20 protein-coding genes and 3 riboswitches are annotated in these 21824 nt (G+C 34.4%); all 20 genes read left to right on the forward strand.

Annotated elements, in window-relative coordinates:
* Nucleotides 1-127 precede the first annotated feature (127 nt).
* The 20 genes from ACTCDL_RS04435 (at nt 128) to ACTCDL_RS04530 (ending at nt 21533) form a co-directional block, all read left to right on the forward strand.
* Nucleotides 128-895 (forward strand): carboxymuconolactone decarboxylase family protein, encoded by a 768-nt coding sequence (locus tag ACTCDL_RS04435; RefSeq protein ID WP_463174335.1) that lies wholly within the window; start codon nt 128-130, stop codon nt 893-895.
* Between the two features lie 259 nt (nt 896-1154).
* Nucleotides 1155-1535, forward strand: a complete 381-nt coding sequence (locus ACTCDL_RS04440; protein WP_463174336.1) for a MerR family transcriptional regulator — start codon at nt 1155-1157, stop codon at nt 1533-1535.
* A gap of 29 nt (nt 1536-1564) precedes the next feature.
* Complete coding sequence (locus tag ACTCDL_RS04445; protein WP_463174337.1) at nt 1565-2545, forward strand: aldo/keto reductase; 981 nt, start codon at nt 1565-1567, stop codon at nt 2543-2545.
* A gap of 21 nt (nt 2546-2566) precedes the next feature.
* A complete protein-coding gene (locus ACTCDL_RS04450) occupies nt 2567-3043 on the forward strand; it encodes a flavodoxin (RefSeq protein ID WP_463174339.1) in 477 nt (158 codons plus the stop codon).
* Nucleotides 3044-3276: 233 nt separating this feature from the next.
* Entirely contained in the window at nt 3277-4248 is a 972-nt protein-coding gene (locus tag ACTCDL_RS04455) for an alpha/beta hydrolase (protein WP_463174340.1), read from the forward strand.
* A gap of 143 nt (nt 4249-4391) precedes the next feature.
* The gene (locus ACTCDL_RS04460; protein WP_463174341.1) at nt 4392-5489 is read left to right on the forward strand and encodes a DUF362 domain-containing protein; all 1098 of its coding nucleotides are present in this window, start codon (nt 4392-4394) and stop codon (nt 5487-5489) included.
* 363 nt (nt 5490-5852) lie between these two features.
* Nucleotides 5853-6881, forward strand: coding sequence for an alpha/beta hydrolase (locus ACTCDL_RS04465; RefSeq protein WP_463174343.1), 1029 nt, complete (start codon nt 5853-5855; stop codon nt 6879-6881).
* A gap of 205 nt (nt 6882-7086) precedes the next feature.
* Nucleotides 7087-7950, forward strand: coding sequence for an aldo/keto reductase (locus tag ACTCDL_RS04470; RefSeq protein ID WP_463174344.1), 864 nt, complete (start codon nt 7087-7089; stop codon nt 7948-7950).
* Nucleotides 7951-8070: 120 nt separating this feature from the next.
* Nucleotides 8071-8508 (forward strand): cupin domain-containing protein, encoded by a 438-nt coding sequence (locus tag ACTCDL_RS04475; protein WP_463174345.1) that lies wholly within the window; start codon nt 8071-8073, stop codon nt 8506-8508.
* A 60-nt stretch (nt 8509-8568) separates the two neighbouring features.
* A complete protein-coding gene (locus tag ACTCDL_RS04480) occupies nt 8569-9741 on the forward strand; it encodes an iron-containing alcohol dehydrogenase (RefSeq protein WP_463174346.1) in 1173 nt (390 codons plus the stop codon).
* A gap of 637 nt (nt 9742-10378) precedes the next feature.
* On the forward strand, nt 10379-11563 hold the full coding sequence (locus tag ACTCDL_RS04485; RefSeq protein ID WP_463174348.1) for a M20 metallopeptidase family protein: 1185 nt from the start codon (nt 10379-10381) through the stop codon (nt 11561-11563).
* 202 nt (nt 11564-11765) lie between these two features.
* Nucleotides 11766-14000 carry an amino acid permease gene (locus ACTCDL_RS04490; RefSeq protein WP_463174349.1) on the forward strand — a complete coding sequence of 745 codons (2235 nt, stop codon included), beginning with the start codon at nt 11766-11768 and terminating at the stop codon, nt 13998-14000.
* Nucleotides 14001-14087: 87 nt separating this feature from the next.
* Entirely contained in the window at nt 14088-14327 is a 240-nt protein-coding gene (locus ACTCDL_RS04495) for a TIGR03905 family TSCPD domain-containing protein (RefSeq protein ID WP_463174350.1), read from the forward strand.
* 68 nt (nt 14328-14395) lie between these two features.
* Nucleotides 14396-14484, forward strand: a riboswitch (SAM riboswitch).
* A gap of 298 nt (nt 14485-14782) precedes the next feature.
* Nucleotides 14783-14949, forward strand: a riboswitch (SAM riboswitch).
* A gap of 79 nt (nt 14950-15028) precedes the next feature.
* Entirely contained in the window at nt 15029-16084 is a 1056-nt protein-coding gene (locus tag ACTCDL_RS04500) for a methionine ABC transporter ATP-binding protein (RefSeq protein ID WP_463174351.1), read from the forward strand.
* The gene (locus ACTCDL_RS04505) at nt 16056-16727 is read left to right on the forward strand and encodes a methionine ABC transporter permease (RefSeq protein WP_463174352.1); all 672 of its coding nucleotides are present in this window, start codon (nt 16056-16058) and stop codon (nt 16725-16727) included. The genes ACTCDL_RS04500 and ACTCDL_RS04505 overlap by 29 nt, the downstream gene beginning before the upstream one ends.
* Before the next feature lie 121 nt (nt 16728-16848).
* On the forward strand, nt 16849-17661 hold the full coding sequence (locus ACTCDL_RS04510; protein WP_463174353.1) for a MetQ/NlpA family ABC transporter substrate-binding protein: 813 nt from the start codon (nt 16849-16851) through the stop codon (nt 17659-17661).
* Nucleotides 17662-17746: 85 nt separating this feature from the next.
* Nucleotides 17747-18553, forward strand: coding sequence for a MetQ/NlpA family ABC transporter substrate-binding protein (locus tag ACTCDL_RS04515; RefSeq protein ID WP_463174354.1), 807 nt, complete (start codon nt 17747-17749; stop codon nt 18551-18553).
* 244 nt (nt 18554-18797) lie between these two features.
* Nucleotides 18798-18912: riboswitch (FMN riboswitch) on the forward strand.
* 93 nt (nt 18913-19005) lie between these two features.
* On the forward strand, nt 19006-19560 hold the full coding sequence (locus ACTCDL_RS04520; protein ID WP_463174355.1) for an ECF transporter S component: 555 nt from the start codon (nt 19006-19008) through the stop codon (nt 19558-19560).
* A 139-nt stretch (nt 19561-19699) separates the two neighbouring features.
* Nucleotides 19700-20686 carry a hypothetical protein gene (locus ACTCDL_RS04525; protein WP_463174357.1) on the forward strand — a complete coding sequence of 329 codons (987 nt, stop codon included), beginning with the start codon at nt 19700-19702 and terminating at the stop codon, nt 20684-20686.
* An 82-nt stretch (nt 20687-20768) separates the two neighbouring features.
* Nucleotides 20769-21533: an MBL fold metallo-hydrolase gene (locus ACTCDL_RS04530; RefSeq protein ID WP_463174358.1), complete on the forward strand. Its 765-nt coding sequence runs from the start codon at nt 20769-20771 to the stop codon at nt 21531-21533.
* Nucleotides 21534-21824: the final 291 nt, after the last annotated feature.

The raw sequence follows: 21824 nt of genomic DNA on the forward strand, positions 1-21824 counted from the left end.
ATGAGAAACGTAAGCGAAAAACAACTTTAGACAGATTGATGGAATATACTATTCCATTGACTAATTGTCAAAATTCGGCTTAAGTTAACGCGTATGATAATAATTTATTAAATTAGGAGGATAAAGAATGAATAGACTAAATCAAGCTAAAGAGACAATGTCAAAATTATTTGGTGATAATAAGCTGGTAATTTCTAAAACAGACCCTGATTTTGGTGAGATTGTGAAGAACTTTATTTATGGTGATGTTTATAGTCATGGTAACTTAACAGATAAAGATCGTGAACTTATAACACTAGTGGTGTTGACTACTAATCAGACCTTAAAAGAGCTAAAACTTCATGTTAAAGGAGCATTAAATATTGGAGTAGGCCCAGTAGAGATAAAAGAGGCATTATATCAATCTGCTCCATATATTGGTATTTCTAAGGTCATAGAAGCACTAGATGTAGCTAATGAGGTCTTTGGAGAATTGGATATCTCTCTTCCTATAGAAAGCAAAAAAGAGGTTAGTGAAGATACTCGCTTTGATAAGGGGCTAGAGGTACAGAAGTCTATCTTTGGTGATGTAATTGATAAGATGCATGAAGATACACCAGAGAATCAAAAGCATATTAAAAAGTATTACCTGTCTGCTATGTGCTTTGGTGATTTTTATACTAGAGGTGGACTTGATTTGAAGATGAGAGAACTGCTTACATTTTCAATTCTTTGTGCCTTAGGTGGTTGTGAGAGTCAGCTAAAAGCACATGTGGCAGGAAATCTAAGTGTTGGCAATGATAAAGAAGTTCTACTGTCTGCATTGACTCAGAGCATACCTTATATTGGATATCCAAGAACTTTGAATGCACTTGCTTGTATTAATGAAGTTATACCAGAAGCAGAGGAAAAGTAAATTAACCTATTATGCCAGTGAAATTTAAAAATTAATAGCTTCTTTTTATAGAGAAAAAGCGATACTTTTTAATTTGGTAGTTGGGAGTTGGAGGGTTAGATAGTTAGGCAGTTCCTAACCATCTACCCACCTATCTACCTAACAACAAAAGTGTCTTAATATCTCTTTATTGTATTAGTTACTAGCATAGGGCGTAAATTAAAAAAACTTGATCTGGAGTTAACTCTAGATGATAAAGTATTATTGGAGGTGGAATTAAATGAGAATTTCAGAAGTTAGTGAAAGATTTGATCTTACACCAGATACACTCCGCTATTATGAACGGATTGGATTGCTTCCTGAGGTAAAGCGAAATGAAAGCGGTAATAGAGATTATGGGGAAGAGGATTGTGGGTGGATTGAATTTATTAAATGTATGAGAAATGCTGGTATCTCTATAGAAGCCTTGATCGAGTATGTAGATATGTTTCAACAGGGAAACTCTACTATCCAAGCCAGAAAAGAACTTTTAATAGAACAGCGTAATGAGCTTTATGAAAGAATTGAAGAGATGAAAGAGGTATTAAAACGTTTGGATAATAAGATTGATGGGTATGAAGAGAGGGTAGTGCTAGCAGAAGAAGATTTAAAGATAAAATAAAACATATCCACAATTAGGAGGGTGATTTGATGGAATATGTAAAGCTGGGGAATACAGGGTTGGATGTATCTCGTCTTTGTCTTGGCTGTATGAGTTTTGGAGATACAGCAAATTGGATTCATTCCTGGTTGCTAAACGAAGAAGAGAGTCGTCCAATTATTAAGAAGGCTTTAGAGTTAGGAATCAATTTTTTTGATACTGCAAATGTATACTCAATGGGAAAAAGTGAAGAAATATTGGGTAAAGCCTTAAAAGATTATACCAATAGGGATGAGATTGTCATTGCAACCAAGGTTTATTTCCCAGCATATGAGGGTCCAAATGGTGCTGGACTTTCTCGCAAAGCAATTATGAGTGAAATTGATAAGAGCCTTGAACGCCTTGATACAGATTATGTTGATCTTTATATTATCCATCGCTGGGATTATGAGACACCAATAGAAGAGACAATGGAAGCCCTGCATGATCTTGTAAAGTCTGGTAAGGTAAGATATATTGGTGCATCAGCAATGTATACTTGGCAGTTTCAAAAAGCTCAATATGTAGCTGAGAAGAATGGCTGGACTAAATTTGTATCGATGCAGAATCATTTAAATCTCATTTATCGCGAAGAAGAAAGGGAAATGATCCCCTTTTGTAGAGAAGAGAATATTGCTCTAACTCCATATAGTCCTCTAGCCTCTGGGAGATTAGCTCGTCCTTGGTCAGCAAGTACAGAACGTTATGAGACCGATAAGATAGCTAAGAGTAAATATGGCTCGACTGAAGATGCTGATAGACAGATTGTAGAAAGAGTCAGTCAAATTGCTAAAGAAAGAAAAATTCCAATGTTTCAAATAGCACTAGCTTGGCTGATGCACAAAAACCCAGTGACTATTCCTATTATAGGAACTACAAAACTCTCTCATCTAGAAAGTGCTGTTCCAGCAGTATCAGTAAAGCTGAGTAAAGAAGAGTTAGAGTTCTTAGAAGAGCCTTATATCCCTCATAAAGTTGTTGGTCATAACTAGAATCAATAAGGAGGTATTTATATGCCAGAGAAAAATCTCATAGCTTATTATTCTTGGTCTGGCAATACTGCCAAAATAGCTAAATTAATCGAACAAAAAATTGGTGGAAAGCTTGTTGAAATAAAATGCCAAGAGCCTTATTCTTCGTCATATAGTGCAGTTATAAAACGGGCTAAAAAAGAGATTAGAACAGGTTATAAGCCACCACTTAAAACAACAATAAATAATGTCGACTCATATACTAGAATTTTTATAGGAACCCCTAATTGGTCAAATACAATAGCACCACCAGTTGCAGCATTTTTGAGTGAATATGATCTATCTAAGATAACAGTTGTGCCTTTTTTAACTCATGGGGGAGGTGGTCAGGGCAGTATAGTTGCGGATATTACTAAACTCTGTCCTGAGTCGAAATTTGCAGAAGAATTTGTAGTTTATGGTAGTGGAGCTGTTGATATAGAAAGTAAATTATCAGATTGGCTAAATGCGTTAGCTTAATTATTCTTTAAAATAAAAAATTTGACTTGGAGTTAACTCCAGATGATAAGGTATTATTAATGGTGAAATCAAAGATAAATTTCATCAATAAGTAATATTTCATTTATCCCAAAAGTAATTAGGTATTATTAAACCTATCTGCTTATGTTCTGAGGAGTACAACAAAAGGGATAATAAGGATATTTTTTCGTGATTTATAATAATTAACACAAAATAGAAAAGGAGAGATTAGTATGAGTTCTAAAAATGGAGCAGACAACTTTTACAAGAGTGATAAGGTAAGTATGCAGAAAGTTGAGTTCAAAAATCAATACCAGATGAAAGTTGTAGGGAATCTTTTCGTTCCCAAAGACTTGAAGCAGGATACTAAAAATTCTGCAATCATCGTTGGTCATCCTATGGGTGCAGTAAAAGAACAGAGTGCGAATCTGTATGCTACAAAAATGGCAGAGCAAGGATTTATTACATTATCTTTGGATCTGTCTTTTTGGGGAGAGAGTGAAGGTCAGCCACGCAACGCTGTTTCACCGGATATATATGCCGAGGATTTCAGCGCTGCCGTCGATTATCTAGGTACCCAGGACTTTGTCGATAGAGAGCGAATTGGTGTTCTTGGTATCTGTGGTAGTGGGAGCTTTGTGATCAGTGCAGCTAAAATCGATCCACGGATGAAAGCTATTGCAACAGTAAGTATGTATAATATGGGAGCAGCCAACCGTAATGCACTTAACAATTCACAAACCCTTGAGCAAAGAAAAGCTATCATTGCAGAGGCAGCAGAGCAACGCTATGTTGAGTTTATTGGTGGTGAAACCAAATATACCAGTGGAGCAGTACATAAGCTGACTGAAGATACAGATCCAATCCAGCGTGAGTTTTATGATTTTTATCGTACACCAAGAGGTGAGTACACGCCTGAAAGTTCATCGCCTGAGCTAACAACACATCCAACGTTAACCAGTAATATGAAGTTCATGAACTTCTACCCGTTCGAGGATATTGAGACTATTTCTCCACGTCCGATGCTGTTTATTACCGGTGATCAAGCCCATTCTATCGAATTTAGTCAAGATGCATACAAGCGTGCCGCCCAACCAAAGGAACTCTATATTGTTCCAGGTGCTGGACATGTGGATCTCTATGATAGGGTTAATTTGATTCCCTTTGATAAATTGACCTCATTTTTTATAGATAGTCTAAAATAGAGTAATCTAAGAATCTTTTGTCACTTAGGTGTAATAGTATTTTAAATGTGATCTTTGGGGAACTCTGTATTTATTGTCGGAGTTCCCCTTCATTATAAGTTTAATAACAGATCTATGTAAATACAACACTAGCAAGTGAGAAGTTGAAAACCATTGATTTAAATTTTTTTATCCTTTACTTTAATCATATCAAAAAATATAGAAAAGGAAGTGTTAACTTGAGTAAAGTATATTTTGTTAAGAATTCAGAGTCAGATTATGATTGGCTTGGAAAATATGCTGTGGAGCTATTGAAAAAAATAGTATCAGAAACTGGATATAGCTTTGAAAAAGAAGTACCTATAAAAGTTCACTTTGGTGAAAAAGAAAACAAAACCTTTATTCCTGCAAAATGTTATGATGGAATCATAAATTATCTAAAAGAAGAGGGAGTATTGACCTCTTATATTGAAACCAATGTATTATATAGGGGATCAAGGACTACCACAGAGGATCATATTAAAACAGCAAAATCTCATGGTTTTACACAGATTCCAATTATAATAGCAGACGGAGAGATAGGGACACAATACTATGAGGTAGAAATAAACAAAGACTTTTTCAATAAATGTAAAATAGGTAAGGAATATGAGAAATATAGACAATTTATTGTTACAAGTCATTTTAAAGGACATATTGCAGCAGGGTTTGGTGGTGCTATAAAGCAGCTTGCTATGGGTTTTGCTGCTCGTGGTGGAAAGTTGGAACAGCATACTGATATATCTCCTATCATAGAGGCTAAAAAATGTATTTCTTGTGGTATTTGCGTGGATAAATGCGATTTTGATGCCATCAATATAGTAGATACAGCAGAAATTGATGATAGTAAATGTACTGGTTGTGCCGGATGTATTGCTGTTTGCCCTAAAAGTGCAATTAGTAATTCATGGTCAGGATCTGATTTTTATGAGAAGCTTTCAGAATATGCCTACGGAGCATCCAAAGACAAGGATATCATCTACATTAGCTTTGTTCACAATATTACCAAGGAGTGTGACTGTACAGGAATACCTATGAAACCAATTACAGATAATATTGGTATTGTAGCTGGGAAAGATCCGGTTGCCTTAGATACAGCCTGTTTGGACTTAGTTCAGAAGAACAGCGGAGAAAAACTTTTTGAAAATGGTAGGGTATCTCTTCGACATGCAGAAAAAATAGGATTGGGAACAATGGAGTATGAACTTATTGAAATAAATTAATTTCATAAATATTTAGAGTTAACAAGAGTCTATAATAAAACTTCTAGATGTTTGTTATTTAAATTAACTCATTATGTTAGTTAAATTTAACTTGAGAACACCTTTTCCAAACTTAATGTACAATTAAATATATCAAAATCATGAGCAAAACCTGCTTTGGGTTTAACAACCAGAATTAAGGTTAAGGTTTTATCAGATAATAGTGATATTTACTTAAAAAATCAAAAGCAGCTAATTATATAGTTATTATTAAAATTATTTCAAAAAAATTTGACATGGAGTTAACTCCAGATGATACAGTATTATTAGGAGGTTCAACTTTAAAGATTTGAAATAATTTACAGAAAAGAGGACGGTGTTACAATGAAAAAAACTATTATGATGATGATACTAGGAATGCTCTTTGTCTTTGTAGGAAGAGCAAGTGCAATGGTAACAGATTATTACACATTTGAATTAAGTAACCAGGTAACAAGAACATCTGTTAGCTACAAGAACAGATATGGTATTACACTTGCTGGTGACTTATATTATTCTAAGGATTTTGATAAGACTAAAAAACATCCAGCATTAGTTATTGGACCTCCCTATGGCGGAGTTAAAGAACAAGGACCTGGTGTATATGCAAATCAATTGGCACAGCGAGGATTTGTATTATTAGCTTTTGATCCTTCTTTTAATGGTGAGAGTGGTGGAAAGCCAAGACATCTTTCATCGCCGGATTTCTTTGTAGAAGATTTTAGTGCAGGTGTTGATTATTTAGGATCTCTCCCTTATATAGATAGAGAAAGAATTGGTGCAGTTGGTATTTGTGGTAGTGGTGGTTTTGCTCTTACTGCAGCACAAGTAGATAAGAGAATCAAAGCTATCGCAACAGCAAGTATGTACGATATAAGTAGATATATTCGTAATGGTCTAGGAGAGACAATGACAGATGAACAACGTGATCAAACGTTGGAGGAACTTTCTAAGCAACGCTGGGTAGATTTTAGAAAAGGTGGTGCAGAATTAAATATAGCATTCCCAGATGTAGAAATGCCCCTTAAAGAGGTTCCTAAAGGATTACCTCCTGTTGCTGCAAGATTTATGGATTATTATGCAACTAAACGGGGATATCATCCAAATTCTATTACTGCATTTACAAACACAAGTCAAATGGCATTCATGAACTTCCCGCTTTTGACTAATGTTGATGATATTTCACCACGTCCTATATTGTTAATTGTTGGAGAAAATGCTCATTCAAATTACTTTAGTGAGACTGTTTACGAACAAGCTGCAGAGCCAAAAGAACTGTATGTGGTACCAGATGCAATTCATGTAGACTTATATGATAGAGTTGATCTGATTCCATTTGATAAATTAGAATCATTCTTTAAAGAAAACCTCTAAAAATTCATTAAAAGAAGAGGGTAAAACTCTCTGCTTTTACAAAATATAATTGTCAGGTAGGTAAGCAATTTTATCAATTAAGAGAAAATATTATTGTAGCTAAAACTGAGATCTCTGTATAATTAAAATATCTTAAAATCAGCTCAAATTTATCTAGAACATAATTCTTAAACAACTAAAAAATATAAAAAAGGAGATGTTATTTATGGTTTTAGAAGAAAAGTATACTTTATCTAATGGAGTAGAGATTCCAAAACTAGGTCTTGGAACGTGGATGATTGATAATGATGATGTTGTAGAGGTAGTTAAGGAAGCGATAGAAATTGGTTATCGTCATATTGATACAGCACAGGCATATGGTAATGAAAGTGGAGTTGGAGAGGGAATTAAAGCAAGTGGTGTTAATAGAGAGGATATCTTTGTCACTACAAAAATTGCTGCAGAAATAAAGTCATATCAAGAAGCAGTTGCAGCAATCGATCAATCACTTGACAAGATGAAACTTGATTATATTGATATGATGATTATTCACAGCCCAAAACCATGGACTGAGTTCCATGAAGATAATCATTATCTAGAAGGAAATCGTGAAGTCTGGAGAGCTCTTGAAGAAGCATATCAAGCAGGAAAGCTTCGTGCAATCGGTCTTTCTAACTTTGAAAAAGTAGACATTGATAACATTCTAGAGACATGCTCTGTCAAACCAATGGTCAATCAAATTTTGGCACATATAAGCAATACACCTAAAGACCTAATTGAATATGCACAGGACAAAGATATTCTAGTAGAAGCGTATTCACCAATTGGACATGGAGAATTATTTAAAAATCAGAGAGTATCAGAAATGGCAGAAAAATATGACGTTTCTATACCACAACTGTGTATTCGTTATGATCTCCAACTTGGTCTTCTTCCTTTACCTAAGAGCTCAAATCCAGAACATATAAAAAGTAATGCAGAAGTGGATTTTACTATCTCTAAAGAAGATATGGAAATTTTAAAAGATATGGAACAAATCGAGGACTATGGAGATGCTAGTATGTTTCCTGTCTATGGTGGAGAACTGTAGTAATTAGAAAAAATCAGCACTCAACTTAATTCAGAATAAATGCTAAATAATTAATAAAAATTTTAAGATATTAGAGTCATAAAAAAAGTTAATTATTTATTTTTAAGGAGGAGAAAAATTATGAAAATTAGCAATGAGGAAAAATTTAACAAGCAAAACACCTTTGGTAAAGGGCAAGAAAATACAATGTTTGCTAAGTATTTTGTCGGGGAATCATTTTTGAATCCACTGACAAGGTTTAAAGAAGATCCAGTATTTATTGCAAACATTACTTTTGAACCAGGATGTCGTAATAACTGGCATATTCATCATGGCAAAACAGGAGGGGAGCAGATCTTAATCTGTACAGCTGGAAGTGGATGGTATCAAGAAGAAGGAGAAGAGCCAGTCAGTCTTGAGCCAGGTATGGTAATCACTATACCTACAGAAGTAAAACACTGGCATGGAGCAAAGGCAGATTCTTGGTTTAGCCACCTTGCTTTTAGCGTTCCAGGAGAAGAAACAAGTAATGAATGGTGTGAACCAGTAACTGATGAGCAATATAGTAAGTTGAAATAAGAATAAGAAATATAATAATTATCAGTTTGTATATGTATACAAAGAAATGGAGGAATAAAAATGAATTTAGATTTTACTTATCAAAATCCAACTACAATTTATTTTGGAAAAGATTCATTAGATAATTTAAAAACAGAATTAGCAAATTACGGTGATACAATCATGTTAGCTTATGGTAGAAGTTCAATTAAAAAGATTGGATTGTATGACCAAGTTACTGAGATTTTAGAACACAGTGGAAAAAATGTCGTAGAATTACCTGGAATTATGCCCAATCCAACTTATGAAAAGGTGCAAGAAGGTGCCAAGCTTGTTAAAGAAAACAATGTTGATTTAATCTTAGCAGTAGGTGGAGGTTCTGTTATTGACTGCGCTAAAGCAATTTCGGTATCGGCACACTGTGAGGAGGATCCATGGAAAAAATATTGGCTGGATTTTGCACCAGTTAATAATAAAATTGTAGCGGTAGGATCAATACTCACATTAGCCGGAACAGGATCTGAGATGAACGGCGGTTCCGTTATTACCAATGATGAGATGAAATTGAAGATGGGACGTGTCTTTCCTGCAGAAGTGAATCCGGAGTTTTCAATCTTAAATCCTGAATATACTTATTCATTACCAGAATATCAAATGGTAAGTGGAATCTTTGATATGATGTCTCATCTGATGGAATCTTATTTTTCTGGTGAAGATGATGTAACAACTGATTACTTGATTGAAGGGTTGCTTCGTTCTATTATTCATAGTGCCAAGGTTGCAGTTGAAGATCCTAAGAATTATGAAGCTAGAAGTAACTTAATGTGGAGTTCTACTCTGGCAATGAATCCTATAATGGGATTAAGTAAGACTCAAGACTGGCAGGTACATATGATTGAACATCAGTTGGGTGCCTATACAGATTGTGCCCATGGTATGGGACTGGCAGCGGTTTCACTACCATATTATCGTGCAATCTATAAAGATGGTCTTGATAAATTTGCTCGTTTTGCAACACAAGTCTGGGGTATTGAACAAGAGGGAAAAAGCAAAGAAGAGCTAGCCCTTGCTGGTATTGACGCTTTAGAAGATTTTATTAAAGAGTGTGGTATTGTTACTAATTTACAAGAACTTGGAGCAACGAAAGAGATGCTACCAAAGATTGCAAACTCTACAGTAATTTTAGGTGGATATAGGAAGTTGACATCAGAAGAGATTCTAGATATTTTAAAGACTGCTTATAATGCAGAATAAACAAGCAACAGAAAATCAGTAAGATTAATATAATCAAAGTTTCTAAGAAGCTATTGTGCTAGAGAGTAAATCACTAGTCGATAGCTTCTTTTATTAAAAGAATTTAATGATAATATATCATCTTTGCAAGTGATATTGAGGAGATAGTAATGTTGAAAGAATTTGCTAGAGCGTTCAGTTAATAATTGAGTTAGATAAATAAAATATAATAGTTATATTAGATAAAAAAGATCTTGATTTTAAGTTAACTTAAGATAGTAAAGTATTGTTGGAGGTGAATTAGATACAGATTTCAGAAATGAGTTAAAGGTTTGATTTTACACCAGATACACTTCATTATTATGAATGGGTTGGACTGATTCCTAAGGTAAATAGAAATGAAAGTGCTAACAGTGATTATATAAAAGAGGATTTAAACAAATCAAGGTATTAATATTCTTTTTTGTAACATGATATTAAGAAATTATTTTTCTTTTTTTAAAACCATGATTATTAATTGAATTTTAAAATCAAGGAGATTATCTAATGATAAGTTTACCGCTTCTTAGCATAAATAATCTAATTTACTTTAAACTAAAGACTTAGAAACACGATTTTCTTATAAGTAAATATAATGGAAAAAAGAGGTGGTAAATTTATGATAAATATGAAAGCAGAGGCTTTAGAGATAAAGGAGGAGATTATTAAAATTAGGCGAGAGATTCATGCCAACCCCGAATTGGGCTTTGAAGAATGGGAGACTGCAAAGCTGGTAGCTAATTATTTAAGGTCTTTAGGTTTAGAGGTAGAGGAAGGTATAGCAAGGACTGGTGTTGTAGGTTTTTTAGAAGGTAAGAATAGAGACAAGGTAGTTGCTATTAGGGCAGACATGGATGCTCTACCAATTAAAGAGCAGAATGAATGTGAATATAAGTCTCAGAATGAAGGAAAGATGCATGCCTGTGGGCATGACTCTCATACTGCTATGGTCTTAGGTGTAGCCAAGTTACTGACTAAATTTAAAGAAGAACTAGAGGGGAGTGTCAAATTCATCTTCCAACCAAATGAAGAGCAGACTGAAATGCCTGGTGGTGCCGAGACTATGATTGGAGAAGGGGTGTTAGAAGACCCAAAGGTAGAAGCTATCTTTGGAATTCATGTCAATCCCCAGTTAGAAGTCGGTACTGTAGGAATTAAAGAAGGTCCAATTATGGCTGCTACCGATAAGTTTAAGATAACTGTCAAAGGTGAAGGTGGGCATGGTGCAGCTCCCCATGAGACTATTGATGCAATTATTATCGCTGCTGATATAGTTCAGAATTTACAGTCGATTGTCAGTAGAAGGATCAGTCCAGTAGAGCCAGCTGTCTTGACCATTGGTAAACTGTGTGGTGGTGAGAGCTATAATGTCATTGCTGATGAGGTCATGATAGAAGGAACAGTTAGGACTGTAAATCCAGAGGTTAGAGATAAAGTACCTTTATTGATGGAGCAGACTATCGATGGAGTTACCGATATCTTTGGTGGTGGTTATACCTTTGATTATCAATTTGGTCACTCGGTTTTAGAGAATGATGAGCAGTTAACTGCTGTAGTCACCAAAGTAAGTAAGCAGTTAATTGGTACAGAGAATACCATTATTTTAAAGAATCCCTTGATGGCAGGAGAGGATTTTGCTAGTTATGCCAAAGAGGTACCAGGCTTCTTCTTACATCTGGGAGTCAGTAATTCTGATAGAAAGATCTATCCTTGGCATCACCCTAAGTTCAATCTAGATGAAGAGGCATTGCCTATTGGAATAGCTATTTTAGTTCAATCTGCTATGGAATATTTAAATGAATAATAAAACTATTGATTCAATAATGAGCCAATCTCCTATAATTTGACATCAAACTTAGAATAATATACTATATAAATATAGTAGTAATAATTACTGATATCGATAAATTGACCTTAATAAGCTAACTATTTTAAATAGCTAGCTTTATTTTTTTACCAATATAAACTTACATAAGTATATTAAATAGGATAAAGGAGGATTGTTAATGGATAATTCTAAAGTTGCTTTAGAAAATAATGAAAAGAAGAGCTTAGGAGAACAAGCTAAGGGAAAGAAGGAGGATAAATCTCAGCTATTTGGTACCTTCTCTGGTGTATTTACACCAACATTATTGACTATTTTAGGGGTAATAATGTTCTTAAGGTTAGGCTGGGTAGTAGGTAATGCAGGATTATTAGGCTCTTGGGGGATTATTCTTTTATCCTTTGGAATTACTACTTGTACTGCCCTATCTTTATCTTCAATAACAACTAATATTAGAATTGGTGCTGGAGGGGCTTTTTCGGTTATCTCCCAGTCTTTAGGTCTTGAGGTTGGTGGAAGTATTGGAGTACCTTTATACTTATCTCAGACATTAGCTGTAGCAATGTATATCTTTGGTTTTCGTAGTGGGTGGCAATGGCTTTTTCCCAATCATCCAGCGATATTGATAGACTTGATTACCTTTTTTGTTCTATTTACTATTGCCTTTATTAGTGCTAACTTTGCATTTAAAATACAGCATTTTATTTTAGTCATTATAGGGATTTCATTATTAAGTGTAGGGATAGCAGCAGTTACTGGTTCTATGCACTTTGATATTCAATGGATAGGTAAATTTCCTGGTTCACCAGAGAATAACTTTTCAGGAATAGGATTTTGGGCAGTATTTGCAGTCTTCTTTCCTGCCTCAACTGGGATTATGGCAGGTGCTAATATGTCAGGTGAACTTAAAGACCCTCGCAAAAATATTCCTTTAGGGACAATGAGTGCTATTGGTGTTAGTGTAGTGATTTATCTTGCTTTGGCTTATTGGCTAGCCCGTTCTGCATCAGTTTCAGAGCTTATTGAGAACTATACAGTGATGATTGATAAATCTATTTGGGGACCAGCGGTTTTAATAGGTCTATTAGGAGCTACTTTTTCATCAGCACTTTCTTCTATTGTAGGAGCACCTAGGATACTGCAGGCCCTTGGTAATCGTAATATCTTGCCTAAAGGTAAGTGGTTTGCTAGAAAATCTGTTAATGGTGAACCAAGAAATGCGTTATTTCTGACAGGGGCAATAGTTTTAGCTGCAATTATGCTAAGAGACTTAAATGTACTTGCGCCATTAATTACAATGTTCTTTTTAATCACCTATACTATGATTAATGTAGTGGTTTTAATTGAACAGAGCTTACAGTTAGTTAGCTTTAGACCAATGTTTAGGATACCAAATTTTGTTTCGCTACTAGGTGCTTTGGGATGTATCTTTGCGATGTTTATCATCAATCCTAGCTTTAGTATAATAGCAGTAGTAATTGTTTTAGTAATTCATGGTCTTTTATTAAGACGCCACCTAAATGCTCCTTTTGGTGATGTTAGAAGTGGTTTATTTGAGGCATTAGCTGAATGGGCAGCTAAAAAGGTGCATGATTTAGCTGTACATCAAGAGAGAACCTGGAAAGCAAATCTACTCTTACCAATTGAGAATACAGCTTGGTTGGACAAGTCTTATAAATTTGTTAAAAATATCTGTTATCCAAAGGGTTTTTTGAAGATAATAGGGCTTGCTGATAAGGAAGATAAGGACAGGTTAATTGATGAACTATCAGATTTTACTGAAGGAATTAGAAAGAAAGGGATATTTGCTTCATGGACAGTGATTACAGTCTCAGAGTTTAGTGAGAATTTAAAGGCTGGGATTCAGACCTTTGGAAGTACCTTCTTTAAACCAAATATCATCTTATTACAGATGCCAGAAGATCCAAAACGTGAAGATGATATGAAAGAGCTGATTAAGATATGCCGTCAAAATGAGATTGGAGTGCTATTATTTGATGAGCATCCAGTTAAAGGAATGGGTAAAGAGGAGGATGTGAATCTCTGGTTTGAAAATCAAGGACCTAAGTGGGACCTAGATATGGAGTTAGATAACCAGGATTTAGCTGTATTAATAGCCTATAAGCTTAAACTCAATTGGGAAGCAAACCTAAGAATGATTGCAGAGCTTGAGAATCAAGAGTATGATGAAGATGCCAAAGAATACTTACGTCTGGTAGCAGAAATGGGCAGAATTCCTAATGTCAATGTATTTGCCAAAAAGCCTGAAGCTTATGATGAACTGCCAAAAGCAGATTTGCAGGTGATACCCTTACCAGAAGAGATTGATTTTGAAGAGTTGAGGGAATATAAGGATAAATTTAGGTCTTCTTGCTTATTTACCTTAGATTCAGGTGATGAGAGTGCACTAGCTTGATAACTTCTAATAAATCTGATATTAGTTGATTTATTATTTAACTCTCTGGTATAATTTAATCAGTTAATAATTTAGGAGGTCGTTAGAATGCAAGTCTTTAAAACAAGTGGAGTATGTGCCAGAGAGATTAGATTTAAGATTAATGATGCAAAGGTTATTGAGAAGGTAAAGTTTATTGGGGGTTGTAATGGTAATCAGTCAGCTATTTCGGCTTTAGCAGAGGGGCAGACTGTTGAGTATGTAGCTGATAAATTAGCAGGAATTGAATGTCGCAATGGAACCTCTTGCCCTGACCAGCTAAGTAAGGCTTTGAAAGATTTGCTATAAGCAATTTTTCAAAAGCTGTTGACAAATGATAAATAAATTGATATGATACTAATAACTTAAATAAGTAACTCTTATCGAGAGAGGTGGAGGGACCGGCCCTATGAAACCCAGCAACCCCCCTGCAAGGGGAAAGGTGCTAATTCCTGATAGATAAGAGAAGACGGTAAAACTTCTTCTCTTATAGAGAAGAAGTTTTTTGGTTAAATATAGGAATTAATAAAAAAGGTTCAACAACGGACTTTGTGATTACAAGTAATAATAATTTTAAATTATTATCTAGCTACGGGTTTTAACCCGTAGTCTATACAAAATCTATGGTAGCACCACAGGTTAAAACCTGTGGCTAAGAGTGTAATAATATATTTTCACAAAGGTTGAGGAAGACCTATAAAAAAGTATAAGTAACAAGTTTTTGCTAATTGCTCGTCACTTAGTACTTGTCACTGTTATACAGATTCTTATCAAGAGAGGTGGAGGGACTGGCCCAATGAAGCCCAGCAACCGGTAGTACGCTGAGTCTGAGTTTAAGATTAAGTTTGAGTTAAGATATGGTTCTTACTTAGACTTATACTTATAATAAAACTCAATTTCTATGGCGGTGCTAATTCCTGATAGATAAGAGAAGGGATTAAAAATATTATCCCCTCTTCTCTATTAGGCAGAAGAGGGGAATTCTTTTAATAAGGAGAGAAGGAAGTATTATGATTACGATCAATAATTTAACAAAGGTTTATCAGAGTAAGGATAAGCAAGTAGTGGCTTTTGATAATATTAATCTAGAGATAGATGAGGGAGAAATCTTTGGAGTAATTGGACCAAGTGGTGCAGGAAAGAGCACTCTAATTCGTTGTCTTAACCTACTAGAAGAGCCAACATCAGGAGAGGTTATTATAGATGGTCAAGATATTACTAAATTAAGTAACCATAAATTGCGTGAAGCCAGAAAAGAGATGGGAATGATCTTTCAAAGGTTTAATCTACTTAAATCAAGGACTGTAGCTGATAATGTGGCCTTTCCTTTAGAGATTGCAGGTAAGACTAAGAGGGAGATTGCTATTAAAGTAGCAGAATTGTTAGAGTTGGTCGGTCTATCTGATAAAGCTAATAACTATCCTAGTCAACTTAGTGGAGGGCAACAGCAGAGAGTAGGTATTGCTAGAGCTTTGGCAAATGATCCTAAGGTATTGCTCTGTGATGAAGCTACTTCAGCTTTAGATCCTGAGACTACTCACTCTATCTTGGAACTTTTAAAAGAGATTAATGATAAGTTGGGGATTACTATCGTAATCATAACCCATGAGATGGAAGTGATTAAAGAGATATGTACCAAGGTTGCAGTTCTAGATAAAGGAAGTATTGCTGAGCATGGTGATGTAATTGATATCTTTACTAATCCGCAAGCAGAGGTTACTAAGAGATTTATCGAGAGGGTAATCAATGCAAATGTTCCAGAGGAGTTGTTATCTAGAGTAACTGTGGCTAATCCAGACAAGGGTAGATTGGTTAAGGTATCTTTTATCGGTGAATCAGCAGGAAAGCCAATGATTTCGGAATTGGTGCATAACTTTGCAATTGATGCCAATATACTTTATGGTAACATAGATAAGATTCAAGGAACACCTTTTGGAACATTAATTATTGAATTAACCTGTGAGACTCCAGCATTAATAGAAGATGGAATTAATTATCTAATTGAAGAATTAGAGGTTAAAGTGGAGGTGATTGAGAATGAAGGAAGTGTTGTCTCTTCTAATTAAGGATAGTGGGCTCTTATGGCAAGGAATCTTACAGACATCTTATATGGTTTCAATCTCGATGCTCTTAGGAGCTTTATTTGGAATTCCTTTGGGAGTAGGAGTAGTCGTTAGTGAAGAAGGTAATATTTTAGAGAATAAAGCTATAAATTTGATATTGAGCACCTTTATAAATATCACTAGATCAATTCCTTTTATTATCTTGATGGTAGCTTTAATTCCCTTTACTAGAATAATAGTAGGGACTTCAATTGGAACTTCAGCAGCTGTTGTATCCTTGACAATTGGAGCTATACCCTTTATTGGAAGGATTGTAGAAGGTGCTTTAAAAGAAGTTGATAGTGGTGTCATAGAGGCAGCTCAAGCTATGGGTGCAAATCCTTGGGAGATTATCAGTAAGGTACTATTACCAGAGGCTTTACCATCTTTGGTCTTAGGGTTAACAATTACTGCTATTAGTTTAATTGGCTATTCAGCGATAGCTGGGGCGATTGGAGCTGGTGGCTTAGGAGATATAGCAATCCGTTATGGGTATCATCGCTTCCAGACTGATGTAATGATTAAAACAGTTGTGTTATTAGTGGTGATAGTTCAGATTGTTCAAAACTTAGGTAATTATTTAGCCAGAAGTTTAGACCACAGTTAAAGAAGATTGACAATGTACAATTGGCAATTTACAATTAATTTTTTAGAGAACTACTATTTAATGTCTTAATTGTACATTGTGTATTATAAATTGTAAATTAATACTTTGAGGAGGAGAGAAGATGAAAAGAAATTTACTTATTTTAATAGCTGTATTATTGGTAGGAGTATTGGCAGTTGGATGTGGAGGTAGTAAAGAAGCTAGTGTGAAGGCTGATAAGATTGTGGTAGGTGCTACACCAGTACCCCATGCTGAAATTTTAAATGATGTAGTAAAAGGTTTATTAGAGAAGGAAGGGATTACTTTAGAGGTTAAGGAGTTTACTGATTATGTTACTCCAAACTTAGCATTAGCAGATGGAAGTATTGATGCAAACTTCTTCCAACATGCTCCTTATTTAAATAACTTTGCCAAAGAGAGAGATTTAGACTTGGTTTCTGTTGCTAAGGTTCATGTTGAACCAATTGGACTTTATTCAAAGAAGATTGCTAAGCTTGAAGATTTAAAAGATGGTTCAGTAATTGCAATCCCTAGTGATGCAACTAATGAAGGAAGAGCCTTACTATTATTAGAATCTAAAGGTTTAATTAAATTAAGTGAGCAGGCTGGTTTAACAGCTACTCCAGTAGATATTGTAGATAATCCAAAGAATTTAGAATTTAAAGAGCTAGAAGCAGCTCAATTACCAAGAGTATTAAAGGATGTTACAGCTGCTATTATCAATACTAACTATGCTCTAGAAGCTGATTTAGTACCGACAAAGGATGCACTAATTATTGAAGGTAGTGAGTCACCTTATGCTAATATCTTAGCTGTTAGAGCAGAGGATAAGGATAATGAAACTATACAAAAATTAGTTAAAGCATTAAATTCTCCAGAAGTTAAAAAATATATCGAAGATAAATATAAAGGTGCTATTGTACCTGCATTTTAATTAAAATATTGGCTACTGACTATTAGTTGGTAGCCAATAAAAATATTATAAGACTATAAGATTACAAGTTAAGGAGGAATTAGTTATGAAGAAGAATATTAGTGTTTTTATAACCTTGTTGATTGCGATATTAGCATTGACTGCTTGTGGGACAAAGGAAGCTAGGATTGATAAGAAGGTAGTAATTGGGGTAACACCAGTTCCACATACTGCTATCTTAGAGAATGTAGTTAAGCCAATTTTAGCTAAGGAAGGGATTGAAATAGAGATAAAAGAGTTTACTGATTATGTTACTCCAAACTTAGCTTTAGCAGATGGAAGTATTGATGCTAATTACTTTCAGCACATACCTTATCTGAATAATTTTAAAAAGAAGAGAGGCCTAGATTTAACTGCGGTTACCAAGGTTCATATCCCGCCTACTGCTCTATATTCTGATAAGATAAGTAGTTTAAAAGAGCTAGCGAAGGGTAGTTTGGTGGCAATCCCTAATGATCCAACAAATGAAGGAAGAGCATTATTATTATTAGAAAAAGCAGACTTGATTAAATTAGCCGATGATGTAGAATTGACTGCTACCCCTGCCGATATTATAAATAATCCAAAGAATTTAGAGTTTAAAGAGCTGGAGGCCGCTCAACTACCAAGAATCTTAAAGGATGTTGATGCAGCAGTAATTACAGCTAACTATGCAATTGAAGCAGGACTAAAGCCAGCTGAAGATGCAATTATTAAAGAGGATGCTAGTTCTCCTTATGCCAATGTCTTAGCAGTAAGAACAGAGGATAAAGACAATCCTGCAATCAAAAAGCTGGCAGAAGCCTTGAACTCTCAAGCTGTGAAAGATTTTATTATTGAGAAATATCAAGGGAATATAATACCTGCTTTTTAAAGTGCTAATTTCATTAGTGGGTATGAGTTGAAGGTAGATAATAGCGGTTAATGGATATATTGTGACACTTTAGTGTCAGGAATCAGGAACCTGGAATCAGTATGTTTTACAGATTCCTGATAACCGATTCCAGATTGCTAAATTATCGCATTATCCTCCCATTATCTAACTATAAACTAAATAATCCCCTTGCAACTTTCTTCTAATTGGCATATAATATTAACTAAGAAAAAGTCAATAATAAGTTTATCTTCAGGGCAGGGTGAGATTCCTGACCGGTGGTTATAGTCCACGAGCTGTTAAGCTGAACTGGTGAAATTCCAGTACCGACGGTATAGTCCGGATGAGAGAAGATGAAGCGATTATATAGTGAATTACTCAAGACCCTGAAGATTTAATCTTTGGGGTCTTTTGTTATTATTAATAATTTGGTTGAGAGGGAGGAAGGAAGTATGGATTTAAAAAAGATGACTAACATTGGCGTGTTATCGGCATTATCTCTAATTTTGATGATTACTATTAAATTTCCAATTATTCCAACAGTACCTTATTTACTTTATGAAGCAGGTGATTTACCGATTTTGATTATAGCCTTTCTCTATGGTGCTGGGTCTGCTGTAGGTGCTACTTTAATTTTATCGATTTTAATGGCTATCTTTGTAGGGTTAGGAGGGCCTTTTGGAGCTTTTATGCACTTTTTAGCAACAGGAACCTTGGTATTTGTGGCAGGTTATATATATAATCAGAATCGAACTCTCAAAACAGCAGTGTATGGTCTACTGCTAGGCTCACTGGCGATGACTATTATTATGGCCTTTGCCAATCTATTATTAACACCTATCTTCTATGGTATACCCCGTCAAGAAGTATTAAAAGTCTTAGTACCAGGGATAATTCCCTTTAATATTGCCAAGTCGTTTATCAACTCTGGTTTGACCTTACTTATTTACAAGAAACTAGCTGCTTTCTTAAAATCCAAGGGACTATTATATTCACTAAATAATTGAAAATTAAAGTTCAAATAAAAACCTTAAGGCTTACTTAAGGTTTTTGTTCTGTCTATAATTATAATATTAAGGGGGAATTGAAGCTTTTATATAGAATATAAAGATTAATAATATATAAAATAAAAAGGACTGGTGCATTATGACAGAAGAGATGAATAATGTAGAAGTTGAAGATAAAGAGATGGATAATATAGGCAACACACAAGGTTTGAAGGAAGAATATTTATTTGTTAATTGTAAATTTAATTATGGTGGACGGACAAAGAACTATGGCTTTATTAATTTGATTATAGATATTGAAACTAAGTCTATAATTCACTCCAGTGCAGTATTGACCTCAGATCGAGAAATTTGGGATATTAATCTCCATATCAGTTTCTTTAAGGATGAGTTAGATGAACTTATCGAAAAGTCTGCTGTAACAGAGGATAAGGATTTGAGATTAGAAATTAAGGAGAATTTAGATGTAGTGGCTTTAGTTGAGGCTGATAATGATCAAGAGATAGAAAGAATAATTAAAGAGGCTATTGAGAATGTAATACAAGAAGCAGTCAGCTTAAATTTAATTATTGAGAAGGCTAATCAAGAGGAATTAAAGCTTATTTATCCTGAATTATTTGCTAAAAAAAGTGATTCAACTAGTAAGGAGGATGATTTAAGTAATGATAATAGTAGTCTAGATGGAATTATTAACAGTGGGAAGTTGAATATAGATATTAAATTAAATTGTACCCCTGTTATTTCACCTGTAAAAGGCAGAAGAATCACTGAATTAAATTTAGGTGATGAATTGGTAGTCAAGGTAAATGATGATAGAGAAATCTCTAAGAGTGTAGCAAGTATATTAGAAAAGAATGAAGATGGTGACGTAGTAGGATTAATTCGTGAAATCAATTATAATGAAGAATTAGATCGATATAATGTTTTAGTTCAGTTTAAGTCCAATATTTTTGGTAATTTAGTCGTTGATCCAGAAGTGAAAGTAAAATCTCATAAAGTTATTGCTGAAGATGAAAAAACTAAGAAAGAAGGTTCAATAGAGATTGATCAGAATCTGCTAATAATAGGTATCTTTGCAACTATAATGGTTATTCTAATCTTTGGGGCTGTTATATACTTCACTTAATTCTCATTTTATTTTAGAAGCATAGACCGATATCAAATATACTAAGATATATAGTTGTTTAACTTGGATTGGAGGTATGATCATGCAAATAACTTTTTTAGGTACTGGCACCTCCCATGGTGTTCCGGTAATTGGGTGTGAATGTGCTACATGTATGTCGGATGATTTTAAGAATAAGCGTTATCGTTCTTCAATCTATATAGAGTTAGAAGATAGCTCTTTATTGATTGATACTCCTCCTGAATTGAGGTTACAGCTATTAGACAATAATATTAGGAAAATTGACGCTGTACTCTTTACTCATCCCCATGCTGATCATTTAATGGGATTTGATGATTTAAGAGGGATTAATCGTTTACAAAGAAGTAGTATCCCTTGCTATGGTAATAGTATGACTATCAAGGAGATAGAACGGGTATTTTCTTATATCTTCAATCCAATTCAAATAGGTGGAGGAGTTCCAGAGGTAACTTTGCATAGGGTTAATACTGATTTTGAGATTGATGGCAATATTATTAATCCTATTCCCATTAAACACGGTGATTTGGATATTTTGGGCTATAGAATAGGAAAATTTGCCTATATAACTGATTGTAGTTATATACCAGAAAGTAGTTTTGCATTATTAGATGGTATCGAGCTGCTAGTAATAGATGCTTTACGTTATAGACCTCATTCTACTCATATGAATATTGAACAGGCTTTAAAAGTAGTGAATAGATTAGGAGTTTCTAAAGCTTATTTTACTCATTTATCCCATGATTTGGAGCACAATAAGGTTAATAGTGAATTGCCTGATTATGTTCAACTTGCTTATGATGGTCTAAAAGTAGAGATTAATAATTGAGATCCCATTAAAAATTAAATATGGAAAATAAAGGAATGGGTATTGACCCATTCCTTTATTTTTGTTCTTATTAAGGAAACTATGTTTTTTAAAGATTGTCGATAATTTATTTAAAGTGATTAAAAAATTAGCAACGAATTAACTCGAATAGCACGAATTAAAATTTAAAAACTAAATTAGATCTTAAAAATGTTTTGACTTAAATTCGCGTAAATTAGTGAGATTCGTTGCTAAAAATTGTTTTGAATTATTTTTAAGGCTTTGAGTAGAAGACTGGGCGATAGCCCATTT

This window comes from Orenia sp. (assembly GCF_055140805.1).

Coding starts and splice junctions, on each gene's coding strand:
- ACTCDL_RS04435 (WP_463174335.1), top strand. CDS start 128: ATGAATAGACTAAATCAAGCTAAAGAGACAATGTCAAAATTATTTGGT.
- ACTCDL_RS04440 (WP_463174336.1), top strand. CDS start 1,155: ATGAGAATTTCAGAAGTTAGTGAAAGATTTGATCTTACACCAGATACA.
- ACTCDL_RS04445 (WP_463174337.1), top strand. CDS start 1,565: ATGGAATATGTAAAGCTGGGGAATACAGGGTTGGATGTATCTCGTCTT.
- ACTCDL_RS04450 (WP_463174339.1), top strand. CDS start 2,567: ATGCCAGAGAAAAATCTCATAGCTTATTATTCTTGGTCTGGCAATACT.
- ACTCDL_RS04455 (WP_463174340.1), top strand. CDS start 3,277: ATGAGTTCTAAAAATGGAGCAGACAACTTTTACAAGAGTGATAAGGTA.
- ACTCDL_RS04465 (WP_463174343.1), top strand. CDS start 5,853: ATGAAAAAAACTATTATGATGATGATACTAGGAATGCTCTTTGTCTTT.
- ACTCDL_RS04470 (WP_463174344.1), top strand. CDS start 7,087: ATGGTTTTAGAAGAAAAGTATACTTTATCTAATGGAGTAGAGATTCCA.
- ACTCDL_RS04475 (WP_463174345.1), top strand. CDS start 8,071: ATGAAAATTAGCAATGAGGAAAAATTTAACAAGCAAAACACCTTTGGT.
- ACTCDL_RS04480 (WP_463174346.1), top strand. CDS start 8,569: ATGAATTTAGATTTTACTTATCAAAATCCAACTACAATTTATTTTGGA.
- ACTCDL_RS04485 (WP_463174348.1), top strand. CDS start 10,379: ATGATAAATATGAAAGCAGAGGCTTTAGAGATAAAGGAGGAGATTATT.
- ACTCDL_RS04490 (WP_463174349.1), top strand. CDS start 11,766: ATGGATAATTCTAAAGTTGCTTTAGAAAATAATGAAAAGAAGAGCTTA.
- ACTCDL_RS04495 (WP_463174350.1), top strand. CDS start 14,088: ATGCAAGTCTTTAAAACAAGTGGAGTATGTGCCAGAGAGATTAGATTT.
- ACTCDL_RS04500 (WP_463174351.1), top strand. CDS start 15,029: ATGATTACGATCAATAATTTAACAAAGGTTTATCAGAGTAAGGATAAG.
- ACTCDL_RS04505 (WP_463174352.1), top strand. CDS start 16,056: ATGAAGGAAGTGTTGTCTCTTCTAATTAAGGATAGTGGGCTCTTATGG.
- ACTCDL_RS04510 (WP_463174353.1), top strand. CDS start 16,849: ATGAAAAGAAATTTACTTATTTTAATAGCTGTATTATTGGTAGGAGTA.
- ACTCDL_RS04515 (WP_463174354.1), top strand. CDS start 17,747: ATGAAGAAGAATATTAGTGTTTTTATAACCTTGTTGATTGCGATATTA.
- ACTCDL_RS04520 (WP_463174355.1), top strand. CDS start 19,006: ATGGATTTAAAAAAGATGACTAACATTGGCGTGTTATCGGCATTATCT.
- ACTCDL_RS04525 (WP_463174357.1), top strand. CDS start 19,700: ATGACAGAAGAGATGAATAATGTAGAAGTTGAAGATAAAGAGATGGAT.
- ACTCDL_RS04530 (WP_463174358.1), top strand. CDS start 20,769: ATGCAAATAACTTTTTTAGGTACTGGCACCTCCCATGGTGTTCCGGTA.